19 protein-coding genes and 1 tRNA gene are annotated in these 24544 nt (G+C 38.2%); 4 read left to right on the forward strand and 16 right to left on the reverse strand.

What is annotated here, in order from left to right; genetic code table 11:
- The gene (locus GGR22_RS09160) at positions 1–414 is read right to left on the reverse strand and encodes an energy transducer TonB (protein WP_182493376.1); all 414 of its coding nucleotides are present in this window, start codon (positions 412–414) and stop codon (positions 1–3) included.
- Positions 414–1808, reverse strand: coding sequence for a dipeptidase (locus GGR22_RS09165; RefSeq protein WP_182493377.1), 1395 nt, complete (start codon positions 1806–1808; stop codon positions 414–416). Before GGR22_RS09165 ends, GGR22_RS09160 begins: the two co-directional genes overlap by 1 nt.
- A gap of 138 nt (positions 1809–1946) precedes the next feature.
- Between GGR22_RS09165 and GGR22_RS09170 the strand changes: the two genes are divergently transcribed.
- Together GGR22_RS09170 and GGR22_RS09175 are read left to right on the forward strand one after the other, a co-directional pair.
- Positions 1947–2028, forward strand: a tRNA-Leu gene (locus GGR22_RS09170).
- A 131-nt stretch (positions 2029–2159) separates the two neighbouring features.
- Positions 2160–4301: a M3 family metallopeptidase gene (locus tag GGR22_RS09175; protein ID WP_182493378.1), complete on the forward strand. Its 2142-nt coding sequence runs from the start codon at positions 2160–2162 to the stop codon at positions 4299–4301.
- Positions 4302–4337: 36 nt separating this feature from the next.
- Here the strand turns inward: GGR22_RS09175 and GGR22_RS09180 are convergent, their stop codons facing one another.
- From GGR22_RS09180 to mvaD, 5 genes are all read right to left on the reverse strand, one after another.
- Positions 4338–4700: a nuclear transport factor 2 family protein gene (locus GGR22_RS09180; protein WP_121376031.1), complete on the reverse strand. Its 363-nt coding sequence runs from the start codon at positions 4698–4700 to the stop codon at positions 4338–4340.
- Between the two features lie 100 nt (positions 4701–4800).
- On the reverse strand, positions 4801–5712 hold the full coding sequence (locus GGR22_RS09185; RefSeq protein ID WP_182493379.1) for a pseudouridine synthase: 912 nt from the start codon (positions 5710–5712) through the stop codon (positions 4801–4803).
- A 104-nt stretch (positions 5713–5816) separates the two neighbouring features.
- Positions 5817–6776 (reverse strand): geranylgeranylglycerol-phosphate geranylgeranyltransferase, encoded by a 960-nt coding sequence (locus GGR22_RS09190; RefSeq protein ID WP_121376033.1) that lies wholly within the window; start codon positions 6774–6776, stop codon positions 5817–5819.
- Positions 6777–6872: 96 nt separating this feature from the next.
- Positions 6873–7811 (reverse strand): mevalonate kinase family protein, encoded by a 939-nt coding sequence (locus GGR22_RS09195; RefSeq protein ID WP_121376034.1) that lies wholly within the window; start codon positions 7809–7811, stop codon positions 6873–6875.
- 24 nt (positions 7812–7835) lie between these two features.
- A complete protein-coding gene (gene mvaD / locus GGR22_RS09200; protein ID WP_182493535.1) occupies positions 7836–8918 on the reverse strand; it encodes a diphosphomevalonate decarboxylase in 1083 nt (360 codons plus the stop codon).
- 100 nt (positions 8919–9018) lie between these two features.
- Here mvaD and GGR22_RS09205 point away from each other — a divergent pair, with 100 nt between their 5' ends.
- Positions 9019–9498: a TspO/MBR family protein gene (locus GGR22_RS09205; protein WP_182493380.1), complete on the forward strand. Its 480-nt coding sequence runs from the start codon at positions 9019–9021 to the stop codon at positions 9496–9498.
- A 1-nt stretch (position 9499) separates the two neighbouring features.
- Here the strand turns inward: GGR22_RS09205 and GGR22_RS09210 are convergent, their stop codons facing one another.
- The 9 genes from GGR22_RS09210 to GGR22_RS09250 form a co-directional block, all read right to left on the reverse strand.
- A complete protein-coding gene (locus GGR22_RS09210) occupies positions 9500–10720 on the reverse strand; it encodes a BaiN/RdsA family NAD(P)/FAD-dependent oxidoreductase (protein WP_182493381.1) in 1221 nt (406 codons plus the stop codon).
- Positions 10717–11403, reverse strand: a complete 687-nt coding sequence (locus GGR22_RS09215) for a glycerophosphodiester phosphodiesterase (protein WP_182493382.1) — start codon at positions 11401–11403, stop codon at positions 10717–10719. The genes GGR22_RS09210 and GGR22_RS09215 overlap by 4 nt, the downstream gene beginning before the upstream one ends.
- A 112-nt stretch (positions 11404–11515) precedes the next feature.
- Positions 11516–12379, reverse strand: coding sequence for a cupin-like domain-containing protein (locus GGR22_RS09220; RefSeq protein WP_121376038.1), 864 nt, complete (start codon positions 12377–12379; stop codon positions 11516–11518).
- Between the two features lie 77 nt (positions 12380–12456).
- Positions 12457–13890 carry an alpha-amylase family glycosyl hydrolase gene (locus GGR22_RS09225; RefSeq protein ID WP_182493383.1) on the reverse strand — a complete coding sequence of 478 codons (1434 nt, stop codon included), beginning with the start codon at positions 13888–13890 and terminating at the stop codon, positions 12457–12459.
- Positions 13891–13906: 16 nt separating this feature from the next.
- Positions 13907–15751 carry a glycoside hydrolase family 13 protein gene (locus GGR22_RS09230; RefSeq protein ID WP_182493384.1) on the reverse strand — a complete coding sequence of 615 codons (1845 nt, stop codon included), beginning with the start codon at positions 15749–15751 and terminating at the stop codon, positions 13907–13909.
- Between the two features lie 60 nt (positions 15752–15811).
- Positions 15812–18121, reverse strand: coding sequence for a glycoside hydrolase family 65 protein (locus tag GGR22_RS09235; RefSeq protein WP_182493385.1), 2310 nt, complete (start codon positions 18119–18121; stop codon positions 15812–15814).
- Position 18122: 1 nt separating this feature from the next.
- Entirely contained in the window at positions 18123–18779 is a 657-nt protein-coding gene (gene pgmB, locus GGR22_RS09240; RefSeq protein WP_182493386.1) for a beta-phosphoglucomutase, read from the reverse strand.
- Positions 18780–18783: 4 nt separating this feature from the next.
- Complete coding sequence (locus tag GGR22_RS09245; RefSeq protein WP_182493387.1) at positions 18784–20130, reverse strand: MFS transporter; 1347 nt, start codon at positions 20128–20130, stop codon at positions 18784–18786.
- A gap of 203 nt (positions 20131–20333) precedes the next feature.
- Positions 20334–21359 (reverse strand): LacI family DNA-binding transcriptional regulator, encoded by a 1026-nt coding sequence (locus tag GGR22_RS09250; protein WP_121376044.1) that lies wholly within the window; start codon positions 21357–21359, stop codon positions 20334–20336.
- 226 nt (positions 21360–21585) lie between these two features.
- On the opposite strand from GGR22_RS09250, the gene GGR22_RS09255 reads away from it, so the two are divergent.
- Positions 21586–24534 carry a SusC/RagA family TonB-linked outer membrane protein gene (locus tag GGR22_RS09255; RefSeq protein ID WP_182493388.1) on the forward strand — a complete coding sequence of 983 codons (2949 nt, stop codon included), beginning with the start codon at positions 21586–21588 and terminating at the stop codon, positions 24532–24534.
- Positions 24535–24544 lie beyond the last annotated feature (10 nt).

Below are 24544 nucleotides of genomic sequence, written 5' to 3' on the forward strand. Positions count from 1 at the left end.
TTATTCGAAACGTAATGTCACCGGAAAATGATAAAGAGTTTTGACAGGTTTTCCTTTTTGATAACCCGGTTTCCATTTTGGCGATTTGCTCAAGACTCGTACTACTTCGTCAGCAACGCGGTAGCCTGGATCTTTCAGGAGTTTAATATTGCTTAAAGTTCCGTCTCTTTCGACCACAAAAGTGACATTTATACGGATATTTTCCGTGATTCCTTCCGGAAAGCGAAAATTAGTATAGACAAATTGCCCAAACTTATTAATGCCTCCAGGGAATTCTGGAGATTGTTCTACGACATCGTATACGTCGTCAATACTTGGCTCCAGCTGGTTTGAATTTACTGTTGTGGTTTGCGCTTTGCTTTCAATACTTAATAAGTTGAAGGTCAAAGCAAATACAATAAAAGCCTTTTTCATTATTTAACTTTAAAAAGCTCCACAAAATATTTATAAAACAACGGAATAGTTTCGATTCCCTTTAAGTAATTGAAAACTCCGAAATGTTCGTTAGGCGAGTGTATAGCATCGCTGTCTAAACCAAACCCCATCAAGATAGTCTTGCTCTTTAATTCTTTTTCAAACAATGCTACGATAGGAATACTTCCTCCAGAACGAACCGGAATCGGCTGTACTCCAAAGCTTTCATTATAGGCTTTGGCAGCGGCTTGGTAACCAATACTGTCAATTGGAGTGACATAGCCTTGTCCTCCATGATGCGGTTTTACTTTTACGGTAACGCCGCTTGGAGCAATGCTTTCAAAATGTTTTGTAAACAATTCTGTAATCTCATGCCAGTCTTGATTCGGAACCAAACGCATCGAGATTTTTGCATACGCTTTGCTTGCAATAACCGTTTTGGCGCCTTCGCCCGTATAACCGCCCCAGATTCCGTTAACGTCTAAGGTTGGGCGGATAGAGTTTCTTTCGTTGGTAGTATAGCCTTGTTCACCATAGATATCGTTTAGGTCTAAGGCCTTTTTGTAAGCTTCTAAAGAAAATGGTGCTTTCGCCATTTCAGCTCTTTCCGCATCAGAAAGTTCTTCTACTTTGTCGTAAAATCCTGGAATGGTGATATGGTTGTTTTCGTCATGAAGCGAAGCAATCATTTTGGCCAAAACGTTTATCGGGTTGGCAACAGCACCGCCATATAAGCCAGAATGCAAGTCGCGGTTCGGTCCCGTAACTTCCACTTCTACATAGCTTAGTCCGCGTAATCCTGTTGTGATTGACGGCTGTGTATTCGAGATCATTCCCGTATCAGAAATCAAGATGACATCATTTTTTAATTTCTCTTGGTTTCTTTCTACAAACCAGCTCAAGCTGGCAGAGCCGACCTCTTCTTCGCCTTCGATCATGAATTTCACATTGCAAGGAAGGTTATTCGTTTGTACCATGTATTCCAAGGCCTTCACATGCATGTACATTTGGCCTTTATCATCGCATGCTCCGCGGGCAAAGATAGCACCGTCAGGATGCAGGTCCGTTTTTTTGATTACAGGCTCAAAAGGAGGCGATGTCCACAAATCCAACGGATCTGGCGGCTGTACGTCATAATGTCCATAAACCAAAACTGTAGGCAGGTTTTTATCGATTATTTTCTCCCCATACACAATAGGATAGCCTGGAGTATCGCAAATTTCGACAAAATCACAGCCCGCTTTTTCTAAGCTTGCTTTAACAGCATTTGCTGTGTCAATAACATCTTGAGAATAGGCAGAATCAGCGCTGACAGATGGAATCTTCAGTAAATCAATAAGTTCGTTGAGGAAACGTTCTTTGTTTTTTTGAACGTAGTCTTTTATAGTATCCATGAATGGTAAATTGATATGTTGTCTGCCAAAAATACGAAAAAGAATATTTTAATTTTTTTTAATTTTTTATTTGAAAGTTCAAAACTATGACTATATTTGCACCTCGATTGAGACAATAGTCAAAATCAAAGGTCTACTGCGGGTATGGTGAAATTGGTAGACACGCCAGACTTAGGATCTGGTGCCGCAAGGTGTGTAGGTTCGAGTCCTATTACCCGCACTGAAAAGTCTCTCTTAGTCGAGGGACTTTTTTTTTGGAATAAACTCTCCTTTCCAAATCTTATTAATTAACATTCCTAAGTAGTTTTAAAAATCAATTTCCTCTAAATTTACATTTCAATATAATTTTAGATGAGAAAAAAATCCCTTTTCATTTTGTTGGCAATCGGAAATATGCTGGCAATTGAAGCCCAAGAAAACAAGCAAACTATGAATCCATTTTTTCAGGCCTACGCTACGCCATTTGAAGTTCCGCCTTTTGACAAGATAAAAAACGAGCACTTCAAGCCGGCAATTTTAGAAGGAATCAAAAGGCATGAAGCCGAAATTAATACCATTGCCAATAATTCTGAAGCTCCAACTTTTGAGAATACGATTCTTGCCATGGAGAATGCAGGAGAACTATTGTCAAACGTAAATGTGGTCTTTTCGAATTTAAATGGCGCTAACACAAACGAAGAACTCCAAAAAATAGCAAAAGAAGTTTCTCCCAATCTTGCTGCTCACAATGATAATATCTATTTAAATGAGAAATTATTTGCAAGAGTAAAAGCAATCTGGAACAAAAAAGAGTCGCTGAATCTAAATTTAGAACAGGCAAAAATTCTAGAGAATCTGCACAAAGCATTTGTCAGAAGTGGTGCTAATTTAGCCGATGCTGATAAAGACAAGCTTCGTAAAATAAATGCAGAACTTTCGCTTACTTCTTTAAAATACGGACAAAATATTCTAGCAGAAACCAATAAATTTGAATTGGTAATTGATGATAAAAAAGATTTGGCAGGATTGCCGCAAGAGCTAATCAATGCAGCAGCAGAAGATGCTAAAACAAAAGGCAAAGAAGGGAAATGGGTTTTTACGCTTTCGAATTCTAGCGTGATGCCTTTTTTGCAATACAGTTCGAATAGAAAATTACGCCAGCAGATTTGGGAGGCCTATCAGACACGAGGCAATCATGATGATGAATTTGATAATAAGGAAAATGCGGTTAAGCTCGCCAATCTTCGAGGCGAAAAAGCTCGATTGTTAGGTTATAAGTCACATTCCGCATACGTGCTGGAAGAATCGATGGCCAAAACCCCTGAAAATGTAGCCAAGCTTCTGAATGATTTGTGGAAGCCGGCTTTGGCAATTGCCAAGACGGAAGCTGCGGATATCCAAAAAATGATGGACAAAGAAGGCATCAAGGACAAAGTCAAGCCGTATGATTGGAGGTATTATACTGAAAAAATCAGGAAGCAGCGTTTTGATCTAGACGAACAAGAATTGAAGCCTTATTTTAGTTTAGACAATGTCAGGAAAGGTGTTTTTCAAGTCACAGAAAAGCTATATGGCCTAAAATTCAAGCAACTCAATGATGTTCCAAAATACCATGAAGAAGTTACTACTTGGGAAGTCACAGAAGCTGACGGAACACATGTCGGGATTCTATACATGGATTTCTTCCCGAGAGCTTCCAAAAGAGGCGGTGCTTGGATGACATCCTACAGAAGCCAGAAAACAGTTGACGGTAAAAGAAAAGCTCCGGTAATTTCAATTGTCTGCAATTTTACAAAACCAACCGGCGATACGCCAGCATTGCTAACTTTTGATGAAGTAACGACTTTCTTCCATGAATTTGGCCATGCATTACACGGATTATTATCTAACGTAACCTATAAAAGCCTTGCGGGAACAAGCGTTCCGAGAGATTTTGTCGAACTGCCATCGCAGATTATGGAAAACTGGGCCGCTGAACCAGAAGTACTGAAAATGTATGCGAAGCATTATAAAACGGGCGAAGTAATTCCTGATGCGCTAATCCAAAAGCTTCAAAAATCAGGAACTTTTGATCAAGGGTTTGCGACAGTAGAATATCTAGCGGCTTCGTTCCTGGATATGGATTATCATGCGCAGACAGCGCCTATACAACTAGATGCTAATTCGTTTGAAAAGAATTCCATGAAAAAGATTGGCTTGATCGATGCGATTATTCCAAGATACAGAAGTACCTATTTCAGTCATATTTTTGCTGGCGGCTATTCTTCAGGATACTACAGCTATATCTGGTCAGGAGTCTTGGATACAGATGCTTTTGAGGCCTTCAAGACAACAAATCTTTTCAATCCAGAAAAAGCAAAATTATTCCGAAAAAATGTCCTTGAAAAAGGAGGTACAGAAGACCCGATGGTTTTGTATAAAAGATTCAGAGGTGCAGAGCCTAGCGTGGAACCATTATTAAGAAAACGCGGTCTCGACAAAAAAGAAGAAACTTCTAAAAAGATTAAAGGTTAAAATAAAAGCCCTTGGGAAACCAAGGGCTTTTTTGTTTTATCCGTGATAAACACGAGAAGCAATAATTTTTCCGTTTTTGACGTCCAAAACTTCTGCAACGAGCATATCATCTTCGCCATCGACATTTCTTATGTATTCCATAAAAACCCTGTCGCCGTTGGCGGTTAGTGAAGTAACCTTATAATGTAAAGAGGGCAGGCGTTCAAAAGCATCTTGCCACCATTCGCGTAATGCTTGTTTTCCTTCTACAAAACCGTTTGTTTCTGGCTTTCTGATTTTCAGTTTCGGACTAAAATGTCTGGCTTCGTCATCATAAAGGCTTAAGAGCTGCTCTAGTTGATGTGAATTAAAAGCATCAAACCATTTGAAAGCTATAGATTGTAATGTTTCTGGTGTCATAAGTTTGTTTTGTGTACTACGCAAAGCTACAAAAGCAAAAATCCCGAAAGCTTATTTTTCGGGATTTTTTTATGTTTCAAACTTTGTAGAATTCGTTTGATTAAACGTTTTTCAAGTTGATAATTTCTTGTTCGGTCAAAAATCTCCAATTTCCTCTTGGAAGATTCTTTTTTGTAAGTCCGGCAAAAGCAACGCGGTCAATTCTCAATACATCATAGCTGAAATGTTCAAAAATATGGCGCACTACTTTTACGTTAGCTGTGCGTAATTTTAATCCGATTTCGCTTTTAGGCTGATCGTCGATATAGCTAATTTCTTCAACACTTACGCGATGGCCTTCAATCGTAAGACCTTTTTGGATTTTCTCAAGATCTTCAAATTTCAAATTTTTGTCTAATGAAACTTGGTAGATTTTGGACGATTTTTGGTTCGGAATCGTGAATTTACGAATCATATCGGTATCATTCGTAAACAATAACAATCCTGTGGTGTTCTTGTCCATACGGCCCACAGGCGATAAGATCGATTTTGTGGCACCTTTTACCAATTCTGAAACATTTCTGTGCTCAAAACCTTCGTCTAATGCTGTCGTAAAGTTCTTTGGCTTGTTCAGTAAAATATATTCTTTTTTCTCTGGAGTCAAAATCGCCCCGTCAAAATTGACAACATCTGTAGGTTTTACAAGATATCCCATTTCAGTAACAGGAATCCCATTAACCTTTACATTGCCTGATTGGATATAGATATCAGCGTCACGACGGGAACATATTCCCGAGTTTGAGATGTATTTATTAAGACGTATTTCGTCTGCTGCTTTTTGTCTTTTTGGAGCTTGGTTCGCTTTTTTAACAGGCTTTTCAGGATTTGCACTGGCTGCTTTTGCTGGAGTAGGCTTGTCTTTTTTAGGGCCTTGGGCTCTTTTTGGCAATGGTGGTTTTGATTTCCCAAAACTGCTTTTTCCTCCAGGTCGATTTGAGGCACTACGTCTGTTGCCTCCTTCATTCTTGTTCATTAGTGTCTAATTTGTGCAAAGATAGCGATTTGAACGTTAAATCGCTCAACTATCGGGAGATTAGATTTTTTCGGGACGGACTGGTTCTGCTTCAGAAGCAGAAATTAGCAGAAGTTGATGGCCAATAAGATTTTTTTTCCATGCCATAAAACGGCAGGCTCAATCAATACGATGCAGAAAACCCCCGCAACAATAATAAATTTAAGAAGATTGTGGAGCTTTAAAAATTCTTCTCTTGTGTTCGATTTCCAAAGTTTCAACAAAAAGAAAATCAGCAACATGAGGCAGATATAAAAGTAAATGACCATATAGCCTACTTCATAGACATCAACTAAAATATAGACGGGAAGAATTGTCAGTAGGGTCAGTGCTGTAATGACTTTCTTTGAAATAGACTCTCCGTAAACTACTGGAATGGTTTTGTAATCGCTTACAAAATCACCTTTCATGTTTTCCAAATCCTTGACCATTTCTCGGATAAGAATCAATAAAAACAGGAAGCTCGCATGTCCAAAAATAATTCCGATTTTCTGCCAATCGTATTCTTCGTATTGGCCTTTGAAAAAATAAAGGAGAATCCCGAAGAAAGGAAAAATGGCCAAGATGGAAGCGGTCAGGTTTCCAATAATAGGATATTTTTTGAGCTTGTGCGAATAAAACCAAATCAGGAAAATATACGCAGAATAAAAGATACTAACTCTCCAAGAAACAAAATAGGCTAGAAAAACTGCTAAAAAGTTCAGTCCGAAATAAACATAGAGCTTGGTCTTCTGGCTTACGAGTCGGTCCAACATTGATTTGTTTGGACGATTGATCAAGTCTTTTTGCGCATCATAGAAGTTATTGATGATGTAGCCTGAAGCAATACAAAAACTGGAAACCAAAACCAAGATAAAAAGATTGATGTCCAAAATAACATCCAAAGCCCGAGTGTTTTCTGGAGCTAAGATAAATATAGCAGAAAGGTATTGCGCTAAAACAATCACGGGAATATTATATCCGCGAACGACAGAAAACAAACTGATAATTTTCATTACTAGAAGCTTGTTCTTTCTGCTTAACATTTCTGATACAAGATTTTGGGTTTGAAGTAAAAAGTTTTATGCCCTATTTTATAACGGCAGACCTTTAACTTATGATTTTTTGATTAAGACTTTCGACTAAAACTGGTAGACAACCTCTAGTTTGTAATCTTTCAAAGATTCTTTGGCTTTTTCGTAATCATGCGTAAATCCAAGAATATAACCGCCGCCGCCAGAACCGCAAAGTTTTAAATAGTAATCATTTGAATCCAATCCTTTCTGCCAAACTCCATGAAATTGCTCTGGGATCATCGGCTTGAAATTATTCAAGACCACTTTGGAAAGTTTTTTAGTATTAGAAAGCAAAGATTTGATATCGCCGTGTAGAAAATCATCAATACTGGCATCGGTATATTTTACGAATTGGTTTTTCACCATAGCCCTGAATCCTTTGTCTTTCAGGCTTTCCATGAATATACTTACCATTGGAGCAGTTTCTTTTACCATTCCAGAATCCAGCAAAAATACGGCTCCTTTTCCTTGAAGGCTTTGAGTAGGAATGCCTGTAGCTTCAATATTGTCGTGCGAATTAATCAATATAGGAATGCTCAAATAGCTGTTTAACGGATCCAATCCAGAGCTTGTTCCGTGGAAAAACGATTCCATTTTTGAAAAAATTTGCTTTAATTTCAATAATTTCTCACGAGTCAAGTTTTCAAGAACCGTGATTTTGTTTTCGGCATATTGGTCGTAGATAGCCGCCACTAAAGCGCCGCTGCTTCCAATGCCATAACCTTGTGGAATGCTGGAATCAAAATACATTCCGGCTTCAACATTCAATTTTAGCAATTCAATATTAAAAGTCACCAATTCTGGATTTTCTTGTTGCATCGTTTCCAAATAAGCAACAAAACGTTTCAGGCTGGCGTTTGATTTTTGGGCTTCATCGGAAAGATTATTGTCAACTTTCAATCCACCGTTGAAAAAATTATAAGGAATGGACAAACCTCGGGAACCTTTGTTAATCGCGTGTTCGCCGAAGAGTAATATTTTGGAGTAAAATAATGGTCCTTTCATGTCGTGTCTGGAATTTTGTTAAAATTACAACTTTTTTGCGCCAAATCCAATTTCGTCGCAAATATATTGCGAGTTTTGGCAAAAGCCAACTAATTCATTCTTAATTAATTCTAAAACTTCTTCTCTAACGTTTTCGGGATATAAAACATGGACGTTGGCTCCAGCATCTAACGTAAAACATACCGGAATATTGGTCTCGTTCCTAAATTTCCAGATTCGGTTGATAATTTCCAGCGTATTTGGCTTCATCAAGATATAATACGGCATTGATGTTAGCATCATGGCATGTAAGGTCAAAGCCTCGCTTTCTACAATCTTGATGAATTCTTGAAGGTTTCCAGATTCAAGGATTGCTTTTATTTTAGAAAGATTCTCATGGGCCTGCTCAAATCGTCTTTCGGCATACGAATGGTTGTGCATCAAATCATGACCGACTGTGCTTGAAACTTGTTTCTCGCCCCTGTCAACTAATAAAATAGTGTCTTGGTAGTTCTTGAAATTTTCATGAATTTTGCTTGGGAATTCTACTCCAAATAAATCAGAGCTTCCGTCAATTTCGTTGTGATTTCCCCAAACGACCACATTCCCTTTTACGCTTCTGCAGGCACTGCCTGAACCTAATCTTGCTAAAAATGAAGCTTTTTGAAAGAAATGCTCTTCGGTCATTTCTGGATTGAGCTCTTTCTCAAGGCTCATCAAATTAATAGCCAAGGCGGCCATTCCAGACGCGGAAGAGGCAATTCCGGAGCTGTGCGGAAACGTATTTTCAGTATTTATCGTAAAATGATATTCTTTTAGGAAAGGAAGGTATTGTTCTATTCGTTCAAAAAATTTTTGGATTTTTGGTTTGAAATCTTCTTTCGGTTTCCCTTCAAACAATAAGTCAAATGAAAAATTGTCATTTCCTTCTTTTTTTTCAAAAGCTAAAGAAGTCAAGGTCTTGCAGTTGTTTAATGTAAAACTGATGGAGGGATTCGCAGGAATCTGATGGTCTTTTTTTCCCCAATATTTCACCAAAGCAATATTGCTCGGAGCGCTCCATTTATAAAGTCCTTTTTCTATTGAATGCGTATAGTTTGACGGAATAAAATCCTTTTCAGAAATCATAGTCATGAATTTGCGCAAAGATACTTTTTTTAGCCAAATAGCAGATTGGCATTAGGGCTAATCTGTGAAAATAACTTAATTTTGATAAAAATAAGGAAAGATGAATAAATACACACGAATTTTAGTTTTGGTCGTAACCTGTCTGGCTGTAGGCTACTTTTCAAGTCTTGTAACGCGTCCGGCTGTTGAAAGCTGGTTTCCAACGATTCAAAAACCAAGCTTTAATCCGCCAAACTGGCTTTTTGCACCTGTTTGGACAACGCTATATATCATGATGGGAATTGCCGGAGGCCTTGTTTGGCATGAAATCGATTCCTCAAGAAAAGAAGAAGTCAAAAAAGCAATGAAATTTTTTGCCATCCAATTAGCACTGAATGCCTTGTGGTCGTATTTGTTTTTCGGATTGAAAAATCCGTTGCTGGCTTTAGTCGAGATTGTCTTGCTTTGGTTGATGATTTATGAAACATACATAAAGTTCGTGAGAATCAATAAATTTTCAGGGTATTTATTTGTTCCTTATCTACTTTGGGTAAGTTTTGCGACGGTTTTGAATGCGAGTATTTGGTGGCTGAATCAGTAATCTAAATTGAATTGGCAACGATAAAGCCGCTTGTCCAAGCATTTTGGAAATTAAACCCGCCTGTAATCGCATCGATATTCGTGATTTCTCCAGCGAAATAAAGATTTTGATGGATTTTACTTTCCATCGTCTTAAAATTAATTTCTTTTAGATCAATTCCGCCAGCAGTTACAAATTCTTCTTTAAAAGTACTTTTTCCATTGACTTGAAATTGCGCATTTGTAAGTTGGTTTGTTAGATTTTGCAGTTGATTTTTAGATAAATCGGCCCATTTTGTTTCTTCGGAAATTCCTGAGGCCAAAACCAAGCTTTCCCATAAACGATTCGGAAAATCAAAAGGCGATTTCTTTGAAACTGTTTTTTTGGAATGTTCTTGTTTTAAATCTTTCAGGATAATTTCTGCATCTTCAGCATCAATATCATTCAACCAGTTGACGAAAATGGTAAACTGGTAATTTTTCTCAAACAAGATTCGGGCACCCCAAGCGGATAATTTTAAGATTGCAGGACCGCTCATTCCCCAATGCGTGACTAATAATGGTCCGGTTGAAGTCAATTTAGTGTCTTTGACTTTTACGGAAACTTGTGCCGAAACGCCTGGCAATTCTTTGATGCGAGGATCTTTGATGTTAAACGTAAATAGAGATGGCACCGGACTTACGACGGAATGTCCAAATTCTTGGAGCATTTCCCACATTTTCGGATTGCTTCCTGTAGCCAAAACTAATTTTTCGCAGAGGTATTTTTCGTTCTGGGTTTCGACTTTCCAAAAATTTCCATCAGGAGTTTCGGATTTATAAATAGATTGCACGCTTTGTCCAGTCAAGACTTGAATGCCTAATTTTTTTGTGGCTGTCGTAAAACAATCAATAATGGTCTGAGACGAATTGGAAACGGGAAACATGCGTCCGTCGTCTTCAATTTTTAACTCGACACCATGTCTTTCAAACCATTCAATCGTATCGCCAGAACAAAACTGATGAAACGGACCGCGAAGCTCTTTTTCGCCGCGGGGATAAAACTTTACCAATTCGTTAGGTTCAAAACAAGCATGTGTCACATTACATCTTCCTCCGCCAGAAATCCTGACTTTTGTCAACACTTCCTTGCCGCGTTCTAGTATGGCAATCTTTAATTTCGGATTCTTTTCTGCACAGTTTATAGCCGTAAAAAAACCTCCGGCTCCGCCGCCTACGATGATTATGTCAAAATTTTGGCTCATATTCTTTCTGGGAAATCAGTGATGATTCCGTCAATGTTATAGGTTTTTATTCTCTCGATATCTTCAGTTTCATTGATGGTCCAAGTATAGATTTTGAAACCTTGCTCTTGCGTTTTTTGTACGTTTTCTTCTGTCAAAAGGCTAAAATGTGGATGAATGGCTTTGGCTGAAAACGCTGTTGCCCATTCTAAAGCTTGTGTGACACTCGCTTGAGATAAAACGCCTAGATGGACTTTTGGATTGATGAGATACATCATTTCTAGTTCTTCTCTTTGGAAGCTGGAAACGATAAAATCTTCGTATTTGTACTCTTTTTCGAGAATATATTTTTCAATAAGGTGTGAAACGGGTTTAGCTGTGTGGCGACCTTTCAATTCAATATTAATCAGGCATTTTTTGCCGACTAATTCCAAAACTTCTTCTAAAGTAGGCACTTCAATATGGCCATTAATACGCAATGCTTTTATTTCAGAAAGTGTTAACTCTGATACGGTTCCAGAACCATTTGTAGTCCTGTCGACAGTGAAATCATGGATAACGATAAGCTCGCCGGTCTTGCAGACATGAACGTCCAATTCAATTCCATCAACATTCAGATCTAATGCTTTTTGGAAAGAAGGAAGCGTGTTTTCAGGCTCATGGCCTTTGGCACCGCGATGTCCGATATTAAGTGTTTTTTTCAAGAGCCGGTTTTATTTGGTAAAAGTAACGCTTTTGGAAATGTTGGGCAAAGTTTAAGGATGGATTGCATGGTCTAAAATAAAAATGCCCAGCAAATTTTGCTGGGCATTTAAATTATTTGAGAAGTTCGTTTGTCCTGCGGATGGCTTCGGCATCTTTATAATCCAGCCAAGCCTGACCCTTGCGTTTCCGCATCCAGTTATCATAGTAGCGTATGACGGCTACATTTGCTAGACCTTTTAGCAAATTGCTCGGTCTTCCTGCCAATGAACGCAAACTTAGCGAAAACCCTGGCGTTAGGTATTTCATGTAATGCCACCAACCTTCGGGCATATAAAGCATTTCGCCATGCTGCAGATTCGTGATGTATGGTTTTACCATTTTGAGCGCTGGAAATTTCTCGAAATCGGGATTGTCAAAGTCGATATCTTCATTGCAGATCCATGAATAGGGCAGGCGGTACATGTATTTTGTTTCTTTTGGATCTACGAGTACGCACTGTTTTTTCCCTTCGAAATGGATATGAAAAATATTCGGGAAATCAATATCATAATGCATGAAAACTTTGGCATTTTCGCCACCAAAAAATACTAACGGCAAACTTTTTATTAATCGAAGTCCCAATTGCGGCCATTTCATATCATCTTTCATTGAAGGAACGTCTTTCATCAGGTTGTATAGAAAAATACGCAAATCAGTCGGGCCTTTTTCAAGAATATCAATATACTCTGACATAGTCATCGTGAAATCTGGCTCGTTTACTTTTTTTGTATAATCCGTCTTTCGGCTATCGTACAGCGGAACTGTCTTATCTCCGGCAACCTCTCTCAAGAATTTGAAATTCCACTTAGAAAAAGCGGGCCAATCTTCAATCTGATTCGTGATTACTACAGGTTTTTGAGGCTTATAATAGTTTTCGATAAACTCTTTTTTGGTAAGTCTTTCAACCCTTTCTATTTCTATATATTCAAAGGCCATATCTAAAAATGCTAAGTTATTTTACGGAGATACTAAATTAGCATTTTTAAACATTCTAAATAATAATTAACGCTTTTTTATTTAACCAAAATATAATATTGCCAAGGTTTGAAATTGAACTTCTGGTCTTTTGCCAAAGTTACCTTTTCGCCTGTCATGTAATTGGTATAAGTTCCTTCAACTGGAGCCGTAAATTCTTGGTCTTTTTTAGATAAATTGCCTATAAAGAACACTTTTTCATTTTCTTTCCCTCTTTCAAAAGCAAGAATATTGGTGTCTGCTGAAGTCGCCAGACGTTTGTAAGAAGCGGCATTTTTTCCTCCGTTCAGCGCAATGTTGCTGTTTTTTAAAGCACCTAATTTTTCGTAGATAGAAAACATTTTTGCTTTTGCTTTCGGAATTGAGTCTTTTTCGAAGAATTTCAATCGGCGGTTCAGGTCATATTCTTGGCCCGTGTAGATCAAAGGCATTCCAGGAAGTAGATAGGTCAAAGCAGTAAAAGCTTCTACGCCGTCTCCCATTCTTTCGTATTCGGTTCCGTTCCAAGAATTTTCATCGTGATTGGATGTAAAGTTCATGAAGAAGTCGTTTTTCTCGTATTCTTTGCCAATTTTCGCAATTACGTTATCTAAATCTTTTACGGTTTTTGTGCCTTTGTTGATATCGTTCATTACGTGATGCGCTTCCCAACCATAACCCATATCAAAAAGGCCGTCTTTTAGAAGATAATTTTTGTTAGATTCCATCAGCATGAAAACAGGTTTTACCTTTTTTAATTCTGGAATTGTTTTTTGCCAAAATTCGGCTGGCACATTATCGGCAACATCACAACGGAAACCGTCGATGTTTTCTTGCTTCACCCAGTATAGCATTTCGTTTTTCATGGCTTCATGCAGACCTTGGTTAGCATAATCTAAATGAGCTACATCGGTCCAGCCCCACGATTTTCCTGTTTCTGGATTTAGCGGATCGGTCACTTCGCCTTTGGCATTTTTATGGTAATATTCAGGATGTTCGGTAATCCATTTGTGATCCCATCCGGTGTGGTTGGCCACCCAGTCCAAAATAACATACATACCATTTTCATGGGCTGTTTTTACCAGATTTCTGAAATCTTCTTTGGTACCGTAATCTGGATTTATGGCTGTATAATCAGAAATTGCGTAAGCGCTTCCTAAATATTTTGCTTTTTCTTTCGGGTCTTTGATATCTTCGACGGAAAGATCTCCAGTGGCTTTCCTATTTTTCATAGAAATAGGATAGATGGGCATCAACCAGATGACTTTTACACCTAATTTTTTCAGTTCAGGGATGTCTTTAGTGAAAGCATTAAACGTCCCTTCTGAAGAATATTGGCGAATGTTGGCTTCATAAATAACGGCATTTTCAGCAGTCGCATCGGTTATTGGAGCGATAGTTTCTGTTTTTTCAGCTGTTGTTTCTTCCGCTTTTTTGTCGTCTTTACAGCTGATGAAAGCTAGCGTCAGCGCTAAAAAGAATATTCTTTTCATAAGTATGTTTTTAAAATTAATTTAATTCTAAGATCAAGACCGATTTTCCGTCTAAAAAAATCTCATTCTTTATATCGATTGATTTTCCTGTCAAGATATCTTTTCCGGAAGTAAAATTCTTGATGTTTTCTTGGAAACGTTTTGTCTTAAATGTTTTGGTTTCCACAGTATTATTGATGACCACCATTACAGTTTCTTTGTCGTCATATCTGAAATACACATATATGTTGTCTTCTGGGATATAGTGCGTCATTTTTCCAGTGTGGATAACGGTTTTGTTCTTTCTCCATTGGAATAATTTTGAAGTAAAATCAAAAAACTTGTTTTGTTCTTCTGTTCTTCCGGATTTGGTAAACGCATTGTTTTTATCGCCATTCCAGCCACCTGGGAAATCTTGTCGGATGTCTGCATCGCCTTTTCCTTTATCACCTGCCATACCAATTTCAGAGCCGTAATACGTCTGCGGAATTCCACGAACAGTAGCAATCAAGGCCATGGCCATCTGGTATTTCTTGAAATCGTTTTTATAGATTTGGTTGAATCTTCCAGTGTCGTGATTTTCAACAAATGTCAACAGATTATTTGTGTTTGCATACAAGAAATCATTAGCAAAATTGTCATATACTTTAATCATACCGTCGTTCCAAGAAGCTTTGTCTTCGTTGAAAACGCTTCCGAAAGCATCGTGCAGCGTAAAATCCATGACGCTTGGCAGATAAGAATTGTAGCTTTGGATAGCACTTATCGGACTGTCTTTTTGCCAATACGACATTTGGGCTTGGTCATGCATCCAGACTTCGCCAACAATGTTGAAATAAGGATATTGGTCGGTGATAGCTTTGGTCCATTTTGCAATTCCGACTTTATCGTTATACGAATAGGTATCTACTCTAAAACCATCTAAATCGGCATATTCGATCCACCAGATTGCGTTTTGAATTAGATAATTTAAGACTAAAGGATTCGACTGATTTAGATCGGGCATTGACGGAACAAACCAACCGTCCATGCAATTTTTAGCATCTATAGCCGAAGCATTGGTGTCGAATTGTGTCGTCATTCGATAGTTCGACTGCGAAAATCCTGGAAATTGATGTACCCAGTCATAAGTCGGCAAGTCTTTATACATCCAATGCTCAGCACCCCAATGGTTCGTCACATAATCTTTGATGAGTTTCATGTTTCGCTTTTTCAATTCTGCCGAAAGGCGAGCATAATCTTCATTCGTTCCATAACGAGGGTCAATTCTATAGACATCCGATTGTCCATAAGTATGGTAGGAATGCGTTTTATCATTGTCTTCGCAAAGCGGCGTGCTCCAAAGTGCTGTGACTCCTAATTCTTCCAGATAGTCTAGATGTTTTATGATTCCTTCGATATCTCCGCCATGACGCCCTCCAGGAGCGTTTCTGTTGGCTTTTTCATTAAGCGATTTGTCGGTGTCGTTATTCGGATCTCCGTTTGCAAAGCGATCCGGCATGATCAAGTAGATCATATCAGATGAGTCAAAACTTTTGCGTTGTGCCGAATTTGGACGTCTTGCTTTCAGCGTGTATTTTTTTGTAAAAGCTACCTTGTTTTTGTTCTTGAAAGAAAAGACAAAATCAGAAGCAGGAGTATTTTTTGTGTCGATGGTGATGAAAATGTAGTTAGGATTTTCAGTTTTTACCACGTTTTTGATTACTACGTTATTGGAAACGGAGGCTTCGTATTGCGCGATGTTTTTTCCGTAGAACATAATCTGAAGCTCAGGATTATGCATTCCGGCATACCAAAAAGGAGGTTCCATTTTATCAATTTGAGCGAAGGCAGAAACAGATAAAAACAGTACCAGCAGGCTTAGGTTTTTTTTGAAGTTCATACTTTTTTATTTAAAAACCCTTTCAGAGTCTGAAACTCTGAAAGGGTGGGTGGTGATTATTTATACGGTAACTAAAGTATTCGGTTGTACCAAGACCGCTTTTCCGTTGACATAAACGGTAAGTTCTTGGCTTCCTTCTAACGTAAATTTAGTTTCGTTCGCATTGACAAAAACTTGCAATATCTGGTTTCTGAAATTGATTTTAAACGAATAGCCTTGCCATTGTTCCGGTATTTTTGGCTCGAAATGCAATGCATCGTTTTTGACACGCATTCCTCCGAAACCTTCGACAATGCTCATCCACGTTCCAGCCATGCTTGTGATGTGACAGCCTTCTTCGACTTCTTTGTTATAATCATCCAAATCCAAACGCGAAGTTCTCAAGTAGAAGGTATATGCTTGCTCCATTCTGCCCAAATTGGCAGCTTGAATCGAGTGAACGCATGGCGAAAGCGAAGATTCATGCACCGTAAATGGCTCATAAAAATCAAAATGTTTTTCCAATTGTTCTTTTGAGAAGTGATCTTCGAAAAAGTAAAAACCTTGCAATACGTCTGCTTGTTTGATGTATGGCGAACGAAGGATTCGGTCCCAAGACCATTTTTGATTGATTGGTCTTTGGCTTTTATCCAAATCATAAACTTTTACAAGTTCTTTATCCAAAAAGCCGTCCTGTTGCAAGTAAACATCGTGTTCTTCTGAAAAAGGAAGGTACATTTTGTCTGCCACTTTTTTCCAATGAACTATTTCGGCAGCATCTAGATTTACTTTCGAAAAGATTCTGGAATAGTCGGAAGCATATTCTTTTTCTACTTTTTCAATCTGTTCGATGGTATAATTGATGCACCATTTGGCGAGATAGTTCGTGTAGAAATTGTTATTGACGTTGTTTTCGTATTCGTTTGGTCCTGTAACACCAAGGATGACAAATTGGTCTTTATGTGTTGAAAAAGTCGCTCTTTGGTGCCAGAAGCGGGCAATAGCAATCAAAACTTCCAATCCTTTTTCCGGAATGTAGCTGTAGTCTCCGGTAAATCTGAAATAGTTAAAAATAGCAAAAGCAATTGCGCCATTTCTGTGGATTTCTTCAAAGGTAATTTCCCATTCGTTGTGGCATTCTTCACCATTCATGGTTACCATCGGATATAGAGCAGCACCGTTGGTAAAGCCTAATTTCTCTGCATTTTCAATCGCTTTGTCCAATTGGTTGTATCGGTAGGTTAGCAGATTTCGAGCGACCTGCTGGTCTTTGGTTGCCATATAAAACGGGATGCAATAGGCCTCAGTGTCCCAATAGGTGGAACCGCCGTATTTTTCTCCTGTAAAACCTTTAGGCCCTATATTTAGGCGGGAATCCTTGCCTAAGTACGTCTGGTTCAATTGGAAAATATTAAAACGGATGCCTTGTTGTGCTTTTACATCGCCGTCGATGGTAATGTCTGACATTTCCCAGATTTTTGACCAGGCTTCAATCTGTTCTTGTAATAACGCTTCATAGCCTTTTGCTTTAGCGGCAGCAATTACTTTAGTGGCAGAAGAAATTAATTCTGATTTTTCATGGTTTAAGGAAACGGTATATCCTCCAAATTTCTGAATGGATGATTTTTGGCCGCTAGCAACTTCCACTTCATAGGCAAACTGAATTTTATCTGCTGAAGCATCTACTTTTACAGGAGAACTATTTAAATTTTTATGATTTAAAAAAATGCTGTTCGACATGTAGGTCGCCACATTAAAATGCGTCTTGAATGTTCTGGCAACAACAAATGCTTCATTATCAGAATATTTTGTTTCTAAAGGTTCCCAGAATTTTTCTTCCCAGTTCGCATCTTCATTTTTGACGCCGGCATCAATGTAAGGCTTGTAGACAATTTTGGCATCTTTGTTCAACGGCGTGATTTCATAATTGATGACGCCTAATTCATCAGAATCTAAAGAAAGAAAACGGCGCACGTCTACTTTTATTTCTGTTCCGTTTTTTAAGGTGGCTTCAAAAGAACGGTGATACCAGCCTTCTTTCATGTTTAGTTCGCGCTCGAAATTTTTAACTTCAAGGCAAGTATTTAGGTCGAAATCTTCTCCATTAATCTCAATTTCAATTCCGATCCAGTTTGGAGCGTTCAATACTTTTGCGAAATATTCCGGATAGCCATTTTTCCACCAGCCTACTTTTGTCTTGTCTGGATAATAGATTCCGGCAATATAGCTTCCTTGGAAGGTCTCGCCGGAATAATTTTCTTCGAAATTGGCGCGTTGGCCCATAGCGCCGTTTCCGATGCTGAATAAACTTTCTGATGATTTTACTCTTTCGGCATCAAATCCTTCTTCTATGACGGACCAATTATTTGGTACTATATAATCTTGGTTCATTTTATTTATTCACTAAGGTTTCTATGAAATTTGTTTCTATGTGCGCAAAATCAGGGAAGATATATGCAGCTTCATGCAGAATGTTGGCATCTCCAATTCCTACGCTTGTCATGTGCGCAATATTTGCGGCTTGAATTCCGGCTACTGAATCTTCAAAAACAATAGCATTTTCCGGCGCCATATTCAATAAAGCTGCGGCTCTTAAGAAAACCTCAGGGTCGGGCTTCGCATTTGAGACATCGTTGCCGTCTACAATAGCGTCAAAATAGTGGATGATTCCGGTTTTTTCTAGAATAGGCCTTGCATTTTTACTTGCCGAGCCTAAAGCTATCAGCTGCTTATTCTCTTTTAGATAATGAAGGACGGGCACCACTCCTGTTAGAATTTCGCTTTCGTCCATATCTACTAAATAAGAGAGATAGTCTTCGTTTTTTTCCACAAGCCATTTGTCTTTATTTTCTTGGCTGGCTTCGATTTTTCCTAATTCAAGGATAAGATCTAAGGAACGGACTCGGCTCACGCCTTTTAGTCCTTCGTTATGTTCTGGTGTAAATTCGATTCCGAGCTGGTTTGCAATTTTCTGCCAAGCCAGATAGTGGTATTTGGCGGTGTCGACGATTACTCCGTCAAGATCGAATATGAATGCTTTTGTTTTCAAGGTATTATAATTTTACGGTGTCGTCTTCATCTTTTACGCGGAAGGCAAATAAGGCCGCAATGATGAAGGCAACTCCACTGGTTACGATGGCGTAGATAGGGTTTCCACCATAAATGTATTTAACGATAGGACCGCCGATGATGGCGTTAATGATTTGAGGAACTACAATAAAGAAATTAAAAATTCCCATGTAGACGCCCATTTTTTTGGCCGGAATAGAGCCCGAAAGAATAGCATAAGGCATGGCCAAAATGCTGGCCCAAGCGATTCCGACACCAATCATTGAAACAATCAACCAATTAGGATTCGGAACAAAATAGACTGAAATCAGTCCGATTCCTCCTACGATTAATGAAAAAGAATGTGTAGATTTTCGTCCAATCTTTTTCGCAATTGCTGGCAAAAAGAAGGCGAAGACAGCAGAAACGGCATTGTAGACTCCAAAGATGATTCCGACCCAATCGCCAGCTTCTTGGTAGGTTTTGCTGTGCGTGTCTTCGAGCGGGAGGTTATAGACATGATGCGCTATGGCTGGAGTGGTAAAAACCCACATTCCAAATAAGGCAAACCACGAAAAGAATTGCACCCAACCTAATTGTCTCATGGTTTGAGGCATGTTCCTGAAGTCTTCAAAAATATTCAGCAGACTGGCTTTTTCTTCTTTTTCATGGACAATTCCTTCGGCTTTGTCAAAAGCTTCTAGTTCTTCGGGAGAATACTCTCTAGTTGTAGAAACGGTCAATAATACAGCTCCTACCAAAACAAAAGCTCCAATAATAAAGGATAAAATAAGATGGTACGGGACTTCTCCAGGATTAGCTTCACTAGAAACACCAAACCAGTTGCTCAATGCGTATGGAAGCCAAGAACCAATGACTGCGCCAAAACCAATTAAAGCTGTTTGAACACTAAATCCTAACGTTCTTTGATCGGCAGGAAGCAGGTCGGCTACTAAAGCTCGGAAAGGTTCCATTGCAATATTAAACGAAGCATCCATGATCATCAGCATTCCGGCACCCACCCAAAGAGCAGGCATGAAAGCGGTAAGCATAGCAGATTGCGGCATCAGGATTAATCCTATAGCTGCTAAAATTGATCCGATTAAAAAGTAAGGTTTTCTTCTGCCGAAACGCGTCCAAGTTCTGTCGCTATAATGTCCGATAATCGGCTGGACAATCAGTCCCATCAAAGGGGCTACAATCCAAAACCACGATAGACTGTGTACGTCGGCTCCGAAGATCTGCAGAATTCTACTGGCATTTGCATTTTGCAAGGCAAATCCCATTTGTATTCCCAAATATCCAAAACTCATGTTCCAGATATCGAAGAAACTTAATTTACGCTTTTTCATTATCGTAATTTGTTGATTTATATACGATAAGCGTTATTGCTTATCAAGACTTAATCTTTCGTTCGAAGTAAAAATATAAGCGTTGATAATTGATACAAATATATAATTTTTTTATGCCTAAAATTAATTTTCAGATATTTAACAATTGGCAGAAATGAAAAATACTGTTTTTATTTATTTGATTTTCAATTAGTTAATATGAACTACAACGATGGCGTAGATTCTCTCAAAACCAAGTGAGTTTCTATAACTTCTGTTTTGTAATGCTCGTCTTCTTCCTCTTCAGATTCTAGCCTTTCGATAAGCATTTTGGCTGCTTTTCCACCCATTTTTATTCCGTTTTGGCTTACCGTGGTAATGCTTGGCGATGAATATTTGGAAATAATACCATCTGTAAATCCGATAACCGATATGTCGTCTGGCACTTTTAGATTTATTTTTTTGGCTGCCTTGATAGCCGTTACGGCGAATAATTCGTTTACGGCAAATACAGCGTCGATTTCATTATTAGCGATCAGTTCTTCTATCTGATGGTCGCAGATGTCGATATCTTCGATTTTGAGAATCAATTTAGGATCGACAACTATATTGTTTGTCTTTAACGCTTTGATGTATCCGTCAGTCCTTAATTTTCCGACACTCACATAATCGACTGTAGTAATCAACGCTATTTTTTTGAATCCTTTATCTATTAAGTTTTGTACTGCTTCATAAGCGGCCAGATTATCATCTATAATAACTTTGTCGCACAAGATATCATTGGTCACGCGGTCGAACATAACAACGGGCATTCCTTGGTTGATGACTTCGGTAATGTGATGAAAGTCCTTTTTGTGTTGGGTTTCTTTAGAAAGCGACATGATAAATCCATCAATGCTACCGTTCGCGAGCATTTCCATATTGATGACTTCTTTATCAAAAGATTCATCAGATAAGGTTACGATAACATTATAACCATGTTCGTTGGCAACATGTTCGATACCGCTAATTACTGTCGCAAAAAAGTGATGGACAATCTCAGGAATAATGATGCCGATTGTCTTGGTTTTTTTGTTCTTTAAGCTTAAGGCAATCAGGTTGGGTTTGTAGTTGTATAATTTGGCAAAAGCCTGCACTTTTTGACGCGTATCTTCGCTGATTTCGGGGCTGTCTCTGAGGGATTTTGAGACAGTAGAAATAGAGACATCTAACTCTTTGGCAATTTGCTTTAGCGTGACTTTTCTTCGCATGGTATTTAATATCAAGTAAATATTTCTGAATAAAGATAAATTTAATTTTTATTAATAGCGATTTTTAGCCGAAAAATCTACGCATTCAATAAAGTTTTCAACACGCAAACGTTTTCGGTGGGTGCTTTTACGAAAACGATTTTTTTCTCTTAAATATTTACATAAATTTAACATTCGAAGTAAAAATATAAGGTAAACAAACTCAATTTTAACCTAAACAAAATGTATGAAAACAATTTATAAAAAGTTGTTGCTTTTAGTACTGCTGCTTCCGTTTAGTGTGCTGGCACAGAACACATTAAATGGTAATGTCAGGGATGAAGTTTCAGGATTGCCGTTGCCGGGAGTCAGTGTAACTGTCCAAGGCGGAACGAACGGAGCTACAACAGATTTTGACGGAAATTTCACGCTTTCAGGAGTGAAGGTTGGGGACGTAATTTCTTTCTCTTTTTTAGGATACAAATCCACTACGATTACCTATTCTTCACAAAACACTATTAGTGTTGTTTTGCAAGAAGATGCTTCACAATTGGATGAGGTTGTAGTTGTAGGATATGGATCTGTTAAGAAGAAAGATGCTACAGGTGCTGTAGAAGTAATTTCTTCAAAAGATTTTAACCGCGGGTTGAATGCAACTGCCGAAAATCTACTAAACGGTAGAGTTGCTGGTTTGACTATTTCAACAGGCGGTGCACCAGGTTCGGGCTCTACAATCAGAATTCGTGGAGGATCTTCATTGAATGCTAAAAATGACCCATTAATTGTAATTGACGGTCTTCCTCTTGACAATGAAGATAGTGGTGGAGCAACGAGCAAGCTTTCTTCAATTAACCCAAATGATATTGAATCTTTCTCTATCTTAAAAGATGCTTCTGCTACCGCAATCTACGGTTCTCGTGCCTCTAATGGGGTTATCATTATTACGACTAAAAAAGGTAGTCAAGGTGAAATGCAAGTATCTTTCAATTCGGTGACAACTGTAAATACGTTAGCCAAAAAAGTTGATGTTTTGTCGGCTGACCAATTTAGAGCATTAGTAAATCAAGTTGGGAATCCAACACAGATTGGTTTGCTAGGAACTGCTAATACCGATTGGCAAGATGAGATTTTCCAAACAAGCATGTCGGTAGACAACAACCTTTCTATCCGAGGAAACTTGTTTGACGTAATGCCAGCTAGGTTATCTATTGGTTATACTTCAATTCCGGGTTTATTAAGAACAGGAGAATTTAAAAGAACAACGACTTCGATAGCGTTAAACCCTTCTTTCTTTGACAATCATTTAAAAATTAATTTGAATGCCAATATTTCTTGGCAAGATAACCGTTTTGCAGAAGAAGGAGCCATCGGAAATGCGTTAAGTTTCGATCCTACACAATCAGTTTATGATCCTACTTCTTATTTTGGAGGCTATTTCGAATGGCTTGAACCAGATGGAGATAGAGTTGTGACAGGTGCACAGCAAAATCCAGTGTCTTTATTAAACCAAAGAAGAAACGTTACAGACAACCGTAAAATGTATGGTAATTTTCAAGTAGATTATAAATTGCATTTCTTTGAAGATATCAGGGCTGTCGTAAATGTTGGTTTCGACAAACAGGATGGTAACGGAACAAATACGTTGGCGCCTTTCAGCCCGGCAGGTTTCCAAACAGGAAGTTATAGTGGTGGAACTTACCAAAATTTTGGTTCTCATACCTACTTTAATGAAAACAAGGAGAATAAATTATTAGATGCTTATTTAGTTTATACTAAAGAAATTGGCAAATTCAATTTAGATGTTACAGCAGGTTACTCGTACCAAAACTTCAAATGGGTTGGTTTCTCTACAGGAAACGTATACGATCCAAATGCACAACCTGACGTATTCACAAGACCAACCGTAAACTTACAGTCTTATTTTGGAAGAATGAACTTAGGATACGATGATAAATACTTATTGACGCTTAACTACAGAAGAGACGGAACGTCTAGATTTTCTAAAGAAAACAGATGGGGTAACTTCCCTGGAGCAGCATTTGCTTGGAAAATCTCTCAAGAAAGTTTCTTAAAAGACGTAAGCGTTATCTCTGACTTGAAATTAAGATTAGGTTGGGGTATTACAGGACAACAAGACATTAATGATGGTTTCGCTTATATTGAAAGATATACAACAGGAACTACACAGGCACAATATCAGTTTGGAAATGTTTTCGTTCCAGTAGGAAGACCTGAAGGTTATAACAAAGGTTTGAAATGGGAAGAAACTGAAACCAGAAACATTGGTATCGATTATGGCTTTTTCAACAACAGCCTAAGAGGTTCTTTGGATTTGTACGAAAAGAAATCAACAGACCTTCTAGCAAGAGTTCCTTTTCCTGATGGTGCCAACTTGGCCAACGAAGGATTCAGAAATTATGGAGACTTTACTACAAAAGGTATCGAGTTTAGTGTAAGCTATGATATTTTTAGAGGAGAAGGCTTTAATTGGACTTCAACATTCAATGCTACTTATAACGACCAAGAAATTACAGACATTCCTTCTGACAATGCTGTAGGTGATATTGATGGTGGTGGTGGTAATAAAATCCAAATCAACTCTGTAGGCTACAATCCAAACGCATTTTATGTATACGAACAGGTTTACGATTCAAACGGAAAACCGGTAGAAGGTGTTTATGTAGATAGAAACCAAGATGGTGTTATCTCAACAGCCGATCAATACAGATATAAAAAACCAAATGCAGACTTTACGTTTGGTATGATGAACAACATGAGCTATAAGCAATTTGACCTTTCTTTTGCATGGAGAGCTAGCTTAGGCAACTACATGTATAACAACGTTGCTTCTAATAAAGGAGTATTGCAGGCAGGGGTTCGTTACAATGACGTAATCAGTAACATTAATGCAGATTACCTAAACTCTGGCTTCCTGTTAGAAGGAAACAATAGGCTTTTCTCAGACTACTATGTCCAAAATGCTTCATGGTTTAAATTAGACAACATCACATTAGGATATACGGTACAAAACCCGTTTGCAACAGAGAAATCAAAACTTCGAATCTATGGAGCCGTTCAAAACGTATTTACGATTACGGATTATGACGGAGTAGATCCTGAAATTTTTGGAGGTATTGATAAGACAATTTATCCAAGACCAAGAATGTTTATGTTAGGATTTAATTTAGATTTTTAAAAAATATGAA

It is taken from the genome of Flavobacterium gossypii (assembly GCF_014138495.1).
GTDB lineage: Bacteria > Bacteroidota > Bacteroidia > Flavobacteriales > Flavobacteriaceae > Flavobacterium > Flavobacterium endophyticum.

Bases quoted from the DNA above. Each gene is read 5' to 3' on its own strand.
- GGR22_RS09160 (WP_182493376.1), bottom strand. From the start codon at position 414: ATGAAAAAGGCTTTTATTGTATTTGCTTTGACCTTCAACTTATTAAGT.
- GGR22_RS09165 (WP_182493377.1), bottom strand. From the start codon at position 1,808: ATGGATACTATAAAAGACTACGTTCAAAAAAACAAAGAACGTTTCCTC.
- GGR22_RS09175 (WP_182493378.1), top strand. From the start codon at position 2,160: ATGAGAAAAAAATCCCTTTTCATTTTGTTGGCAATCGGAAATATGCTG.
- GGR22_RS09180 (WP_121376031.1), bottom strand. From the start codon at position 4,700: ATGACACCAGAAACATTACAATCTATAGCTTTCAAATGGTTTGATGCT.
- GGR22_RS09185 (WP_182493379.1), bottom strand. From the start codon at position 5,712: ATGAACAAGAATGAAGGAGGCAACAGACGTAGTGCCTCAAATCGACCT.
- GGR22_RS09190 (WP_121376033.1), bottom strand. From the start codon at position 6,776: ATGTTAAGCAGAAAGAACAAGCTTCTAGTAATGAAAATTATCAGTTTG.
- GGR22_RS09195 (WP_121376034.1), bottom strand. From the start codon at position 7,811: ATGAAAGGACCATTATTTTACTCCAAAATATTACTCTTCGGCGAACAC.
- mvaD (WP_182493535.1), bottom strand. From the start codon at position 8,918: ATGATTTCTGAAAAGGATTTTATTCCGTCAAACTATACGCATTCAATA.
- GGR22_RS09205 (WP_182493380.1), top strand. From the start codon at position 9,019: ATGAATAAATACACACGAATTTTAGTTTTGGTCGTAACCTGTCTGGCT.
- GGR22_RS09210 (WP_182493381.1), bottom strand. From the start codon at position 10,720: ATGAGCCAAAATTTTGACATAATCATCGTAGGCGGCGGAGCCGGAGGT.
- GGR22_RS09220 (WP_121376038.1), bottom strand. From the start codon at position 12,379: ATGGCCTTTGAATATATAGAAATAGAAAGGGTTGAAAGACTTACCAAA.
- GGR22_RS09225 (WP_182493383.1), bottom strand. From the start codon at position 13,890: ATGAAAAGAATATTCTTTTTAGCGCTGACGCTAGCTTTCATCAGCTGT.
- GGR22_RS09230 (WP_182493384.1), bottom strand. From the start codon at position 15,751: ATGAACTTCAAAAAAAACCTAAGCCTGCTGGTACTGTTTTTATCTGTT.
- GGR22_RS09235 (WP_182493385.1), bottom strand. From the start codon at position 18,121: ATGAACCAAGATTATATAGTACCAAATAATTGGTCCGTCATAGAAGAA.
- GGR22_RS09245 (WP_182493387.1), bottom strand. From the start codon at position 20,130: ATGAAAAAGCGTAAATTAAGTTTCTTCGATATCTGGAACATGAGTTTT.
- GGR22_RS09250 (WP_121376044.1), bottom strand. From the start codon at position 21,359: ATGCGAAGAAAAGTCACGCTAAAGCAAATTGCCAAAGAGTTAGATGTC.
- GGR22_RS09255 (WP_182493388.1), top strand. From the start codon at position 21,586: ATGAAAACAATTTATAAAAAGTTGTTGCTTTTAGTACTGCTGCTTCCG.